The sequence below is a fragment of the Xiashengella succiniciproducens genome (genome assembly GCF_023674465.1).
Taxonomy (GTDB): Bacteria; Bacteroidota; Bacteroidia; order Bacteroidales; family Marinilabiliaceae; genus Geofilum; species Geofilum succiniciproducens.
Genome location: NZ_CP098400.1, coordinates 627,457 through 640,532, shown reverse-complemented (window position 1 = coordinate 640,532; position 13,076 = coordinate 627,457). Strand labels below are relative to the sequence as shown.

General features: G+C 43.2%; 20 protein-coding genes. 2 read left to right on the top strand and 18 right to left on the bottom strand.

The window, feature by feature from the left end; all coding sequences use genetic code 11:
* The 17 genes from rplE to rpsL all read right to left on the bottom strand — a co-directional run bounded on the left by rplE (position 1) and on the right by rpsL (position 9,509).
* Positions 1-558 carry a 50S ribosomal protein L5 gene (gene rplE / locus M9189_RS02730; protein WP_250724411.1) on the bottom strand — a complete coding sequence of 186 codons (558 nt, stop codon included), beginning with the start codon at positions 556-558 and terminating at the stop codon, positions 1-3.
* Positions 558-878 carry a 50S ribosomal protein L24 gene (gene rplX, locus M9189_RS02725; RefSeq protein WP_473163705.1) on the bottom strand — a complete coding sequence of 107 codons (321 nt, stop codon included), beginning with the start codon at positions 876-878 and terminating at the stop codon, positions 558-560. The genes rplE and rplX overlap by 1 nt, the downstream gene beginning before the upstream one ends.
* Before the next feature lie 21 nt (positions 879-899).
* The gene (rplN, locus tag M9189_RS02720; RefSeq protein ID WP_250724410.1) at positions 900-1,265 is read right to left on the bottom strand and encodes a 50S ribosomal protein L14; all 366 of its coding nucleotides are present in this window, start codon (positions 1,263-1,265) and stop codon (positions 900-902) included.
* 2 nt (positions 1,266-1,267) lie between these two features.
* Positions 1,268-1,528: a 30S ribosomal protein S17 gene (rpsQ, locus tag M9189_RS02715; protein ID WP_250724409.1), complete on the bottom strand. Its 261-nt coding sequence runs from the start codon at positions 1,526-1,528 to the stop codon at positions 1,268-1,270.
* Positions 1,529-1,532: 4 nt separating this feature from the next.
* Positions 1,533-1,733, bottom strand: a complete 201-nt coding sequence (gene rpmC / locus M9189_RS02710; protein ID WP_250724408.1) for a 50S ribosomal protein L29 — start codon at positions 1,731-1,733, stop codon at positions 1,533-1,535.
* 3 nt (positions 1,734-1,736) lie between these two features.
* Entirely contained in the window at positions 1,737-2,168 is a 432-nt protein-coding gene (rplP, locus tag M9189_RS02705) for a 50S ribosomal protein L16 (RefSeq protein WP_250724407.1), read from the bottom strand.
* A 30-nt stretch (positions 2,169-2,198) separates the two neighbouring features.
* Positions 2,199-2,930: a 30S ribosomal protein S3 gene (rpsC, locus tag M9189_RS02700; protein WP_250724406.1), complete on the bottom strand. Its 732-nt coding sequence runs from the start codon at positions 2,928-2,930 to the stop codon at positions 2,199-2,201.
* Positions 2,931-2,936: 6 nt separating this feature from the next.
* Entirely contained in the window at positions 2,937-3,353 is a 417-nt protein-coding gene (gene rplV, locus M9189_RS02695) for a 50S ribosomal protein L22 (protein ID WP_256469250.1), read from the bottom strand.
* A 38-nt stretch (positions 3,354-3,391) separates the two neighbouring features.
* The gene (gene rpsS, locus M9189_RS02690) at positions 3,392-3,661 is read right to left on the bottom strand and encodes a 30S ribosomal protein S19 (RefSeq protein WP_250724405.1); all 270 of its coding nucleotides are present in this window, start codon (positions 3,659-3,661) and stop codon (positions 3,392-3,394) included.
* A 24-nt stretch (positions 3,662-3,685) separates the two neighbouring features.
* Positions 3,686-4,507, bottom strand: a complete 822-nt coding sequence (gene rplB, locus M9189_RS02685; protein WP_250724404.1) for a 50S ribosomal protein L2 — start codon at positions 4,505-4,507, stop codon at positions 3,686-3,688.
* 5 nt (positions 4,508-4,512) lie between these two features.
* Entirely contained in the window at positions 4,513-4,803 is a 291-nt protein-coding gene (gene rplW, locus M9189_RS02680) for a 50S ribosomal protein L23 (RefSeq protein ID WP_250724403.1), read from the bottom strand.
* An 11-nt stretch (positions 4,804-4,814) separates the two neighbouring features.
* Entirely contained in the window at positions 4,815-5,444 is a 630-nt protein-coding gene (gene rplD / locus M9189_RS02675; protein ID WP_250724402.1) for a 50S ribosomal protein L4, read from the bottom strand.
* On the bottom strand, positions 5,444-6,061 hold the full coding sequence (gene rplC, locus M9189_RS02670) for a 50S ribosomal protein L3 (protein ID WP_250724401.1): 618 nt from the start codon (positions 6,059-6,061) through the stop codon (positions 5,444-5,446). The genes rplD and rplC overlap by 1 nt, the downstream gene beginning before the upstream one ends.
* A 24-nt stretch (positions 6,062-6,085) precedes the next feature.
* Positions 6,086-6,391, bottom strand: coding sequence for a 30S ribosomal protein S10 (rpsJ, locus tag M9189_RS02665; protein WP_250724400.1), 306 nt, complete (start codon positions 6,389-6,391; stop codon positions 6,086-6,088).
* Between the two features lie 23 nt (positions 6,392-6,414).
* Positions 6,415-8,523 carry an elongation factor G gene (gene fusA / locus M9189_RS02660; RefSeq protein ID WP_250724399.1) on the bottom strand — a complete coding sequence of 703 codons (2,109 nt, stop codon included), beginning with the start codon at positions 8,521-8,523 and terminating at the stop codon, positions 6,415-6,417.
* A gap of 19 nt (positions 8,524-8,542) precedes the next feature.
* Positions 8,543-9,019: a 30S ribosomal protein S7 gene (gene rpsG / locus M9189_RS02655; RefSeq protein WP_250724398.1), complete on the bottom strand. Its 477-nt coding sequence runs from the start codon at positions 9,017-9,019 to the stop codon at positions 8,543-8,545.
* A 112-nt stretch (positions 9,020-9,131) separates the two neighbouring features.
* A complete protein-coding gene (gene rpsL, locus M9189_RS02650; RefSeq protein ID WP_250724397.1) occupies positions 9,132-9,509 on the bottom strand; it encodes a 30S ribosomal protein S12 in 378 nt (125 codons plus the stop codon).
* Positions 9,510-9,816: 307 nt separating this feature from the next.
* Between rpsL and fabD the strand changes: the two genes are divergently transcribed.
* On the top strand, positions 9,817-10,704 hold the full coding sequence (gene fabD / locus M9189_RS02645; protein WP_250724396.1) for an ACP S-malonyltransferase: 888 nt from the start codon (positions 9,817-9,819) through the stop codon (positions 10,702-10,704).
* A gap of 211 nt (positions 10,705-10,915) precedes the next feature.
* Here the strand turns inward: fabD and ilvA are convergent, their stop codons facing one another.
* Positions 10,916-12,157 (bottom strand): threonine ammonia-lyase IlvA, encoded by a 1,242-nt coding sequence (ilvA, locus tag M9189_RS02640; protein WP_250724395.1) that lies wholly within the window; start codon positions 12,155-12,157, stop codon positions 10,916-10,918.
* Between the two features lie 332 nt (positions 12,158-12,489).
* Between ilvA and M9189_RS02635 the strand changes: the two genes are divergently transcribed.
* Positions 12,490-12,996, top strand: coding sequence for a hypothetical protein (locus M9189_RS02635; RefSeq protein ID WP_250724394.1), 507 nt, complete (start codon positions 12,490-12,492; stop codon positions 12,994-12,996).
* Positions 12,997-13,076: the final 80 nt, after the last annotated feature.

Genomic DNA, 13,076 nt, shown 5'->3' with positions numbered 1-13,076 from the left:
TTAGTTCTTTTTGAGGTTTTTAAACGGCAAACCGAATTCACGTAGAAGGGCATAGGCTTCCTCATCAGTTTTTCCGGTGGTCACAAAGGTAATATTCATACCCATAATCTTATTGACATTGTCAATATTTATTTCCGGAAAAATGATCTGTTCGGTTATACCCAGGGTATAGTTACCCTTTCCGTCTAATTTACTGTTAATACCCTTGAAGTCACGGATACGAGGTAAAGCCACACGCACCAGCCTTTCAAGGAATTCGTACATCATATCACTCCTGAGAGTAACCTTTGCACCAATAGGCATTCCCTTCCTAAGTTTGAAGTTTGAAATATCCTTCTTAGAATAACAGGGAACAGCCTTTTGTCCTGTAATAGCTGTAAGCTCATTGACTGATATCTCGATCAGTTTCTTGTCAGCCACGGCCGAACCAACACCTTGGTTGATTACGATTTTTTCCAAACGTGGCACTTGCATGATGCTTTTGTATCCAAACTCTTTAATAAGAGCAGGCACTATCTCATCTGAATACTTGGTCTTTAAATTTGGCGTGTAGCTCATTACTTGATCTCCTCTCCTGACTTTTTAGAATAACGAACCAATTTACCATTCTCGCCTACTCTGCGTCCGATACGGGTAGCTTTACCAGTCTTCGGATCCTTCAGGTTAAGATTTGAGATATGGATGGGGGCTTCTTTCTTAATGATGCCTCCCTGTGGATTCTGTGCGTTCGGTTTGGTGTGTTTGCTCACCATGTTGACGCCTTCCACGATAGCGCGTTCCTTATCAGGAAACACTTCCAAAACGCGGCCTTCCTGGCCTTTGGAGGTACCTGAATTGACTATCACTATATCTCCTTTTTTTATGTGCAGTTTTCCCATTTCTCTTAGAATCTTTAAAGATTATAGTACTTCCGGCGCCAGGGACACAATCTTCATGTACCTTTCACGCAGTTCACGTGGTACTGGACCGAAGATACGGGTACCGCGAATTTCACCGGCATTATTCAATAGTACGCAGGCATTGTCATCGAAGCGGATATATGATCCATCCGGCCTTCTAACAGCCCTCTTGGTACGTACCACAACTGCCTTACTTACTGTTCCCTTCTTCATATCTGATGAAGGAACGGCATGTTTTACTGTTACCACAATACGGTCACCAACAGATGCATATCTGCGGGCGGTACCACCAAGTACGCGTATGCAAAGAACTTCTTTTGCACCGCTATTGTCGGCAACATTCAGTCTGGATTCTTGCTGTATCATGTTTACTTAGCTCTTTCTATGATTTCAACTAATCTCCAACGCTTTGATTTGCTCAAGGGACGTGTCTCCATAATTCTTACGGTATCCCCTTCATGGCATTCGTTATTCTCGTCGTGTGCGTAAAATTTCTTGGTCTTCTTCATGAACTTACCATAGATAGGGTGTTTTTCACGAACAACCACACTTACGACAGCGGTTTTATCCATCTTCTCGCTCACGACTACGCCAACACGTTCTTTTCTTACGTTTCTCTTTGTTTCCATCGTTTTACCTGTTTTCGTTTTTTTGTTTCTGACTCAGAACGGTCAGCATACGTGCTATATTTCTACGAGTCTGTCTAATCTTGATTGGATTATCCAGAGGAGAGATATGATGGTTGAGTTTCAAACGTACCAGCTCTGCCTTTTCAGCTTCAATTCTTTCCTGAATGTCGCTGATGCTCATTTCGCGTATTTCTGTAGTTTTCATCCCTTACACATTTGTAGATTCAACATAGTCTCTCCTTACCACAAACTTAGTGGTAACAGGTAGCTTTTGCGCAGCCAGTCGCAATGCTTCCTTAGCTGTTTCATAGGGCACTCCATCGCATTCGATGATAATACGTCCTGGAGTAACAGGAGCCACAAATCCTTCAGGTGAACCCTTACCTTTACCCATACGTACTTCTGCAGGCTTCTTGGTAATAGGTTTATCCGGGAAGATACGAATCCAGATCTGACCCTGACGTTGCATATAACGTGTTACGGCAACACGAGCCGCTTCAATTTGGCGGCCGGTAATCCACTTGCTTTGCAGTGATTTGATACCGAAGGATCCAAAGGCTAGTTCATACCCGCGTTGGGCATTCCCCTTCATCTTTCCTTTCTGCTGCCTTCTGTATTTAACTTTTTTTGGTTGTAACATCTTTCAGTTCTATTAAAGATTAATAGATGATCACTTTCTTTTCTTTCTGAAGCCTCTTTCATTACCACCACCGGCATGTCTGCGACCACCTTGGTTACCTGATTCGGCTACTGTAAAGTTGGGAGACAAATCGGGTTTACCGTAAATCTCACCCTTACAGATCCACACCTTAATACCGATCAAACCGGTTTTTGTGAGAGCTTCGCTTCGTGCATAATCAATATCAGCACGGAAGGTATGGAGAGGAATACGACCTTCCTTGTAAGTTTCAGAACGAGCCATTTCAGCACCGTTAAGACGGCCTGAGATTTGGATCTTGATTCCTTCAGCCCCCATCCTCATAGTAGAAGCTATTGCCATCTTGATTGCACGACGATAAGCCACACGGCCTTCAAGCTGACGAGCTACGTTATTAGCTACGATGATAGCATCCACTTCAGGGCGCTTAACTTCGAAGATATTGATTTGTACTTCCTTGTCAGTGATCTTCTTAAGCTCTTCCTTCAGTTTGTCTACTTCCTGACCACCTTTACCAATGATGATACCTGGACGGGCAGTATAAACTGTAATAGTTATCAACTTAAGAGTACGTTCAATGATGATACGCGAAATGCTGGCCTTGGCCAAACGCGCGTTCAGATACTTACGGATCTTAGAATCCTCCAGCAATTTCTCGCCGTAGTTCTTTCCGCCATACCAGTTGGAATCCCATCCGCGGATAATTCCTAACCTGTTACTTATTGGATTTACTTTTTGTCCCATTGCCTTTTAAATTTCCTGATTTTGAATCTTTTCTCTGCTATCCACAAGGATGGTCACATGATTGGATCTTTTACGGATCCTGTGTGCACGACCTTGGGGAGCTGGTCTCAAACGCTTAAGTATGCGTCCTGAATCTACAGATGCTTCCTTTACATAGAGGCTTGCATCTTCGATACGTTGACCTTCATTCTTCTCTTTCCAGTTGGCAATTGCAGACAATAGAAGTTTCTCAACGTTGCGTGAAGCTTCCTTTGTAGAGAACTTAAGTATATCCAGTGCCAGGTTTACATCCTTGCCACGAATCTGATCCACAACCAAACGCATTTTTCTGGGAGAGGTGGGAACATTTCGAAGCTTGGCATATGCCAGATTCTTCCTGGTTTCTTTTCGTTTTTCTGCTGTTATTCTTTTTCTTGCACCCATTTTCTTTGCATTAAAGGTATTATAACACTAATAGGCCATTAACGATTCTTGCTGCCTCCGTGACCGCGGAAGGTCCGGGTCGGCGCAAATTCTCCCAGTTTATGACCAACCATGTTTTCGGTAATGTAAACAGGTATGAATTTGTTACCATTGTGTACAGCTATAGTATGTCCCACAAATTCAGGTGAGATCATAGAAGCTCTGGCCCAGGTCTTAATTACTGCCTTCTTGCCGGAATCATTCATGGTAAAAACCTTGCGCTCCAGCTTATAATCTATATAAGGACCTTTTTTTAACGATCTGCTCATAATCGAATTTTAATTAACCGGTTACTACTTTTTCCTTTCAAGTATATACTTACTTGAAGCTTTCTTAGGCTTACGGGTCTTATATCCCTTAGCCAATAATCCCTTGCGTGAGCGTGGGTGACCTCCTGAAGCACGTCCTTCACCACCACCCATTGGGTGATCCACGGGGTTCATAGCGACACCACGGGTGCGAGGACGACGTCCAAGCCATCTGCTTCTACCTGCCTTACCCGACTTTTCAAGTGCGTGGTCAGAGTTACCAACAGCACCGACAGTAGCACGACAGGTTGTAAGTACCATCCTGGATTCACCGGAAGGAAGACGTAATACAACATACTTCCCTTCACGAGCAGATAATTGAGCAAAAGTTCCGGCACTGCGTGCCATAGCTCCGCCCTTGCCAGGGTACAGTTCAATGTTATGAACAATGGTTCCCAAAGGTATCTCTCCCAAAGGAAGAGAGTTGCCAATTTCGGGTGCAATACTTGAACCCGAAAGTACCTGCTGACCTACCTGCAAACCATTTGGTGCAAGTATGTAGCGTTTTTCTCCGTCTGCATAAACCAGCAAAGCAATTCTAGAACTTCTGTTTGGGTCGTACTGAATTGATTCTACTGTAGCAGGTACACCGTCTTTATTTCTCTTAAAGTCGATTACACGATACTTCCTTTTGTGGCCGCCTCCGATGTAACGCATGGTCATCTTACCGGTGTTGTTACGACCACCGGTCTTTTTAATAGGCCTCAACAAGGATTTCTCTGGTACAGATGATGTAATCGAGTCAAATGCACCAATAATCTTGTGTCTCTGCCCCGGTGTTACGGGCTTTAGCTTTCTTACTGCCATCTTAATTAAATATTGCTATAAAAATCAATTTTATCTCCATCTGCCAAAGTGACAACAGCTTTCTTGAATGAAGATGTAGCACCTTCAATAATTCCGCTTTTGGTATACCTTGTCTTCTTCTTGCCGGCATACCTCATTGTATTGACTTCAGCAACAGTAACATTATACATTTCCTCAACAGCCTTCTTGATCTGGAGCTTGTTTGCATCCTTCTTCACAACAAAGCCATACCTGTTCAGAGCCTCGCCCTGATGGGTCATCTTTTCGGTAACTATCGGTTTTATGATGATATCCATGACTGACCTCCTTATTTATTTAAAAGTTTACCGATCTGCTCAACAGAGCTCTCTGTCAGAACCAGACGATGAGCTTTCATAATGCTATAGGTATTAAGCCCGGATGCAACAGCAACCTCGGTCCTGGGCAAATTGCGGGCTGACAGATAAATATTGCGGTCGCCTTCGCTCAGAACCAGCAGTGAACGCTTGTCATCAATCTTAAGATTCTTGCGGATTGCATTAAACTCCTTAGTCTTTGGAGTTTCCATTCCGAAATCTTCAACAACAATGATTTCGTTGTTTACTGCCTTATATGACAAAGCAGACATACGTGCAAGTTGCTTTAGCTTCTTATTAAGTTTGAAGCTATAGTTTCTCGGACGAGGACCAAATATACGACCTCCTCCTCTGAAAATAGGGCTCAACACGCTACCGGCACGGGCTGTACCAGTACCTTTCTGCTTCTTGATCTTACGTGTACTACCGGCAACTTCGTTCCTTTCCTTTGCCTTGTGAGTTCCCTGACGCTGGTTAGCCAAATACTGTTTTACGTCCAGATAAATGGCATGATCGTTGGGCTCTAGTGCAAAAATTGAATCAGGTAACTCAATCTTGCGTCCGGTATCTTCTCCTTTTATATTTACTATGTTCAGTTCCATTACATTTCAATAATTAGATATGAACCATTAGCGCCCGGCACCGATCCTTTAACTACAATCAGATTGTTCTCGGGAATCACTTTTAACACTCTCAAATTCTCAACCTTAACGCGGTCACCGCCGGCACGACCTGCCATTTTCATACCCTTGAATACTCTTGAAGGGAAAGAAGAAGCACCCAATGAACCCGGTGCACGACCACGGTTATGCTGACCGTGAGTCTGACCACCCACACCTCCAAAACCATGGCGTTTTACAACACCCTGGAATCCTTTTCCTTTGGAGATTCCGGTAATGTCTACAAAAGTATCTTCTGTAAACAGGTCAACAGTTACTACATCACCTAGTTTGAACTCTTTATCAAAACCGCTGAATTCAACCAGTTTGGCCTTTGGCGTGCTACCTGCCTTCTGGAAATGTCCCATCATAGGCTTAGAGGTACTCTTTTCACGCTTTTCGTCGAACGCAAGCTGGATGGCTTCATAACCATCCTGTTCTACAGTTTTAACCTGAGTTACGACGCAAGGGCCAGCTTCGATAACAGTGCATGGTACATTCTTACCCTCGGCACTGAAAACGGAAGTCATTCCGATTTTTTTTCCAATTAGTCCTGGCATTGCATTTAATTTAACAAATTAACATCAAACCTTAATCTCTACTTCAACTCCACTGGGAAGTTCAAGTTTCATCAACGCGTCAATAGTCTTCGCAGTAGAGCTGTAAATGTCAATCAGTCTCTTGTATGAGCAGAGTTGAAATTGCTCCCTGGATTTCTTGTTAACGAATGTGGAACGTAAAACAGTGAATACCTTCTTGTGAGTGGGAAGCGGAATAGGTCCGCTTACCACTGCACCGGTACTCTTTACAGTTTTTACAATCTTTTCGGCAGACTTGTCCACCAAATTATGATCGTATGATTTTAGCTTAATTCTTATTTTTTGGTTCATAGCTTATTTATGCGAACAAGTTCTTATAATAATTCTACCTGACCTTTAGCTTCTTTTACCACGTCCATAGCAAGAGATCTGGACATTTCCTCGTAGTGAGAGAACTCCATTGAGGAAGTTGCACGACCTGATGAAATAGTACGCAAAGCAGTAACATAGCCGAACATCTCAGACAGAGGTACACGAGCCTTAACAACTCTTGCTCCTGCCTTTGATTCCATACCTTCAACTTGTCCTCTGCGCTTGTTAAAATCGGCAATGATATCACCCATATACTCTTCGGGAGTTACTACTTCAACCCTCATAATAGGTTCAAGCATTCGTGGTGAAGCCTTGGCACAAGCTGAACGGAAAGCTTGACGGGCACAGATTTCGAATGACAACTGGTCTGAGTCAACCGGGTGGAATGAACCGTCAAGAAGTTCCACCTTTAGGTTGTCAACTGGATAACCGGCCAATACACCATTGAGCATTGCAGTTTTAAACCCCTTCTCAACTGATGGTACGAATTCCTTAGGAATATTACCACCCTTAACAAGGTCAACAAACTGAAGTCCGGTATGGCCTTCATCAATTGGGCTAATCCTAACGATGATATCAGCAAACTTACCACGACCACCGGTTTGCTTCTTAAACACTTCGCGGTGTTCAACAGAAGCACCAATAGCTTCCTTGTAGTTAACTTGCGGACGACCTTGATTACACTCAACCTTAAACTCACGTTTCAGACGGTCGAGGATAACCTCAAGGTGAAGCTCTCCCATACCGCTGATTACAGTTTGTCCACTGTCTGGATCCATCTGTACACGGAAAGTTGGGTCTTCTTCAGCAAGCTTGCTCAGTGCATTGCTCAACTTGTCCATATCCTTTTGGCTCTTAGGCTCAACAGAGATACCGATAACTGGATCGGGAAAGTCCATTGATTCAAGAACTATAGGATGGTTTTCATCGCAAAGAGTATCACCTGTACGAATATCCTTAAATCCTACACCAGCACAGATATCACCGGCAGATACACTGTCGATAGCTACCTGTCTGTTGGATTGCATCTGATACAGACGTGAGATACGCTCTTTCCTGTTGCTCCTGGTATTATAAATATATGATCCTGAATCAAGCTTACCAGAATATACACGAATATAAGCCAGACGACCTACAAACGGGTCAGTAGCGATCTTAAATGCAAGTGCAGTAAATGGAGCTTCTTCTGTCTGCTCACGACCTTCTTCCTTTTCAGTATCAGGATTAATACCCCTGATATCAGGTACGTCAGTTGGAGCAGGTAGGAAACGGATAACACCGTCAAGCAGGCGTTGCACACCCTTGTTACGGAATGCAGAACCGCACATAACAGGAACGATCTTAAGATCGATTGCGGCCTTACGTATTACAGTAATAAGCTGTTCTGGGGTGATTGAATCCGGATCATCAAAGAATCTTTCCAACAATTCATCATCGTACTCGGCAACTGCTTCAACCAGCTTACCGCGCCATTCAGCTACTTCGTCAACCATATCAGCCGGGATGTCCTCAAGTTCGTAACGTTGACCAAGAACATCATCGTCATACCAAATTATAGCCTTGTTGTCAATAAGGTCAACAACGCCTCTGAATGTTTCTTCGGCACCGATAGGTATTTGAACAGGAACAGGGTTAGCACCCAGGATTTCCTGTATCTGACGAACTACTTCATAAAAGTTTGCACCCGAACGGTCCATCTTGTTGACAAAACCGATACGGGGTACATTGTACTTGTCGGCCTGACGCCAAACAGTTTCAGACTGAGGTTCAACACCACCTACTGCGCAGAAAAGTGCAACAGCACCGTCCAATACGCGAAGAGAACGTTCAACTTCAACAGTGAAGTCAACGTGACCTGGGGTGTCAATTATATTGATCTGATATTCCTCGTTATTATATTTCCAACGGGTTGTAATAGCTGCTGAAGTGATGGTGATACCTCTCTCCTGCTCTTGTTCCATCCAGTCCATAACGGCCGAACCGTCGTGGGTTTCACCGATCTTATGGGTTAATCCTGTATAAAACAAAATACGCTCGGTAGTAGTAGTCTTACCGGCGTCGATGTGAGCCATAATCCCGATATTCCTTAAATGCTTTAGATCCTTTGCCATTAGATTCTCTTTCTAAAAATTAAAACCTGAAGTGGGCAAATGCTCGGTTAGCTTCTGCCATCTTATGCATATCTTCCTTCTTCTTAAATGCGCCACCTTCCTGGTTGTATGCGGCAATGATCTCAGCTGACAGCTTTTCTGCCATTGACTTACCACTTCTCTTACGCGCAAAGAGAATCAAATTCTTCATACTGATGGATACCTTACGCTCCGGTCTGATTTCGGTGGGAACCTGGAAAGTTGCACCTCCAACACGGCGGCTCTTAACCTCTACATTAGGAGTAATATTCTCAAGAGCTTTCTTCCAGATTTCAAGAGGACTCTTTCCTTCTTTCTCTGTCTTTTCTTTTACAACATCAAGTGCAGAGTAAAAAATCGAATATGCAATCGATTTCTTTCCATCGTACATCAGGTTGTTAACAAACTGTGTTACCAAAGTATCATTGTACTTTGGATCGGGTAGTAATACCCTCTTTTTTGGTTTACTTTTCCTCATTCTTCTTTTTGTTTATCAGCTTCGATTACTGGCTGTATTCAACTCTTCAACGGCGCCGGGCCATTTACTCAACCCAAATACTCCAATAAACAAAAAACTGTCAGTTAGTTAATTACTTCTTCTTCGGACGCTTAGTTCCATACTTTGAACGGCTCTTGGAACGACCATCTACTCCGGATGCATCAAGTGCTCCACGAACTAAGTGGTAACGTACACCTGGAAGGTCCTTTACACGACCACCGCGAACAAGCACGATTGAGTGCTCTTGCAGGTTGTGTCCTTCTCCCGGAATGTAAGCATTAACCTCCTTGCCGTTGGTAAGACGTACCCTGGCCACCTTACGCATAGCCGAGTTCGGCTTCTTTGGTGTAGTGGTGTACACACGTACACAAACCCCACGGCGCTGAGGACATGAGTCCAGGGCCGGCGATTTGCTCTTGTACTGAATCCTTTCGCGTCCTTTCCTTACTAATTGTTGAATTGTTGGCATATAAAATTAAATTTAACTAAAAACACTTCAGATAAATGGGTTGCAAAGGTATGCTTTTTAACCTTAAATTCCCATTGATTCTCAAATATTTTCGCATTTTTCGACAAAAAAGCGGTGCAAAATTAGTAAAATATGCGACAAATAAAAACGCTTGCATATTATTTTATTGCATAACTAATTAAATCTCTGAAACAAGCAGCGGCCCCGGCCGGGGTCGCTGCAACTCTAAAATGACATTGGGAGTTTTTTTTTGAGTACCCTGAGGTGAATAATTATATATTTGCTGCTCAATCATAAACTTGAAATTATGGCTAAAGCTTATGTATTTCCCGGTCAGGGAGCTCAATTCGTAGGCATGGGCAAGGACCTGTACGAACAGGTGCCCCAGGCAGCTGAAATGTTCGAAAAGGCCAATGAAATCCTGGGTTTCAGGATTACCGACCTGATGTTTGAAGGTACTGAGGAGGACCTTCGGCAAACCAAGGTTACCCAACCGGCAATCTTCCTTCATTCAGTTATTCTTGCTCTTACTCAAGGTGACAAATTCAAACCTGATATGACTGCAGGTCATTCATTGGGAGAGTTTTCAGCCCTTGTTGCAGCGGGTGCGCTGTCATTTGAAGACGGACTCCGTCTTGTTTCACAAAGGGCTCAGGCCATGCAAAAGGCTTGCGAACTTGAACCATCGACTATGGCTGCTATAGTAGGTCTCGACGACAAAATAGTTGAGGATGCCTGCGCTGAAATTGATGCCGTAGTGGTACCGGCCAATTACAACTGCCCTGGTCAGTTGGTAATCTCCGGCTCAATAGAAGGTGTTGACAAAGCCTGTGAAAAGCTCACTGCTCTTGGCGCAAAGAGGGCGCTGAAACTGTCTGTTGGTGGGGCTTTCCACTCTCCACTTATGGAACCAGCAAGGGCTCAACTGGCAGAGGCTATCGAAAAGACCGAGATAAAAAAGCCTATTTGTCCGGTATATCAAAATGTGTCAGCACAACCATTTACTGATCCGGCCAAGATTAAGGAAAACCTGATAGCACAACTTACAGCCCCTGTGAAGTGGACTCAGACAGTCCAAAACATGCTGGCTGACGGTGCTACTCACTTTACTGAAATCGGTCCCGGAAAGGTGCTTACAGGTCTTATCAAAAAGATTGACCGTAACGCTGAATGTGAAAACATCGGTTCTCTGTAAAGTGAGCCTCCTACAGATACAAGACAGGGTGCCCCCGGCGGGACACCCTGTTTTATTTTAGTAAAACTAAAGACCTCTAATAAGAACCTGATTTTTCAGAACTACAGTATTTTCATACAGCAATAGGAGGTTCCATTAACTCTGTGTCGCCAGATGGTCCTGGTTCTGATCTGTGCGCGAGGCTTAAATATCCTGATTGGTACTACCCTGACTAGATAAGGAAGTGGAAGAGGTCAGGTGAATCATTTACATGGGTGTAGTTGATTCTGTACTCATCCATCCTTTTCACAAGGGAGTAGTAATCCTGCCTTGACCTGGTTTCGATGCCAACAAGAGCCGGACCATTTTCCCTGCTGTTTTTCCTTATATACTCAAACCTGGTAATATCATCTTCAGGCCCCAGTACGTGGTTGACAAAATCCCTGAGAGCCCCTGACCTTTGAGGGAATCGAATTATAAAGTAGTGCTTCAGCCCCTCGTAAAGCAAAGAACGTTCCTTAATTTCCTCTGTACGGGTTATATCATTGTTACCACCACTTATTATACAAATTACATTCTTACCCTTGATCTGGTCAGCATAGAGGTCAAGAGCGGCAACACTCAGAGCTCCTGCTGGTTCTACAACTATTGCAGATTCATTATACAATTGCAGGATGCTTGTACAAACCTTGCCCTCGGGAACAAGCAACATATCATCTATAACCTCGCTGGCAATCTTGAAGTTTAGTTCACCAATAGTAGCTACAGCCGCACCATCGACAAACTTTTCAAACTTCTCAAGGGTTACCCTGCGACCTTTCTTTAATGACCGGGTCATTGAAGGAGCTCCTTCGGGCTCAACACCAATAATTCTTGTCGACGGACTGTGAATGCGCAGGTAAGAACCCAGTCCGGCAATTAATCCTCCACCACCAACAGGGATAAAAATCATATCCAGGGGAACCTTGATCTGCTCCATAATTTCAATACCCATGGTCCCCTGTCCGGCAATTACCATAGTATCATCGAAAGGGTGGATAAAGACGGAACCTGACTCACGGCAATCCTCCATTGCAGCATGATAAGCCTCATCATAGGTGTCTCCTGTTAGAATGATTTCAATGTGGTCACGACCGAACATCCTAACCTGCTTTACCTTCTGCTTGGGAGTTGTAGTGGGCATAAAAATCTTCCCCTTTATATTAAGGTGGTTACAAGCATAAGCAACACCCTGGGCATGATTACCTGCACTTGCACAAACCACACCCTTATGTCTGTCTTCATCGCTCAGGGATGCAATCTTATAATATGCTCCCCTGATCTTGTAAGACCTAACCATTTGCTGGTCTTCCCTCTTCAAATAAATATTGGCCGAGTATCTCTCTGATAGAATCTCACTCTTCTGCAAAGGGGTCTTTTCCACAACTCCCTTTATGCAATTATAGGCAGCCAATATCTCATTAATTGCTATCATAGCTTATAAATTTTAAGTCTCTCAAAACACTCCCAAAACCCTCTTATGAAAGCACACAACCCTCATACAGGTGCAGTTTCATGAAAATTCAAATTCTAAATAAACAAATCGCCCAACAAATTCAAAAGATTTTGCTTTCAAAATGAAAGACAAACCCAAATTATTGTCCGTATACGAACATATATTATCCGTTAGCGCACATTAAATACAAATCGCCAAGGGTCTATTCACTTGATTATCTGCTCTTTAAAAAATTGGCACGGCTATTGATAATCTATAAGTGCAACAATAGTCAATAAACTCAATTTAGTAACCATTAAAACTTAAATACTATGAAACGTTCAAACATCATCTCCACTCTTTGCGTAGGTCTTTTCCTAATGTTGAGCATTACTGTTTCTAACGCAATGAATGCTGCTGAACCTGTAACTACCGGTAATTCTCAAACTATACTAGGTGAATATACCATAGTAGAGCTAGCACCCGAGACCATTGCCAACACCCAGGTAAGGGTTTTCCAACTAACATATCAAAATGGTACTGAGCCTATCAAGATTTACCTTGACGAACGAGCAAAATGCCGTGAATACATTGTCAGGAGTAATGTAATGGAAGTACAGTACACATGCAATAAGCAAGGGTTTGGAGCTAAGTTGGTAAATTCAAAATACAGCCTAATTCCTGAACAGGTTAACAATATGTTCCTTTCAACAGAAAACCTGAAATACCAATCCAGAATATCTGACGGTAACATTCCTGTTGAAAAGGCTCTAGGCTTGATAGCTTGCTATTATCCTTCACTGTTGAAGAATATTCAAAATATTGCCTCAGTCAACTAAGACTAGCAAAATTACCAAAAAAAAGAACCTGCCGGTCTACACCGGCAGGTTCTTTTTTTTAACTCCTATCTTATCGAAAC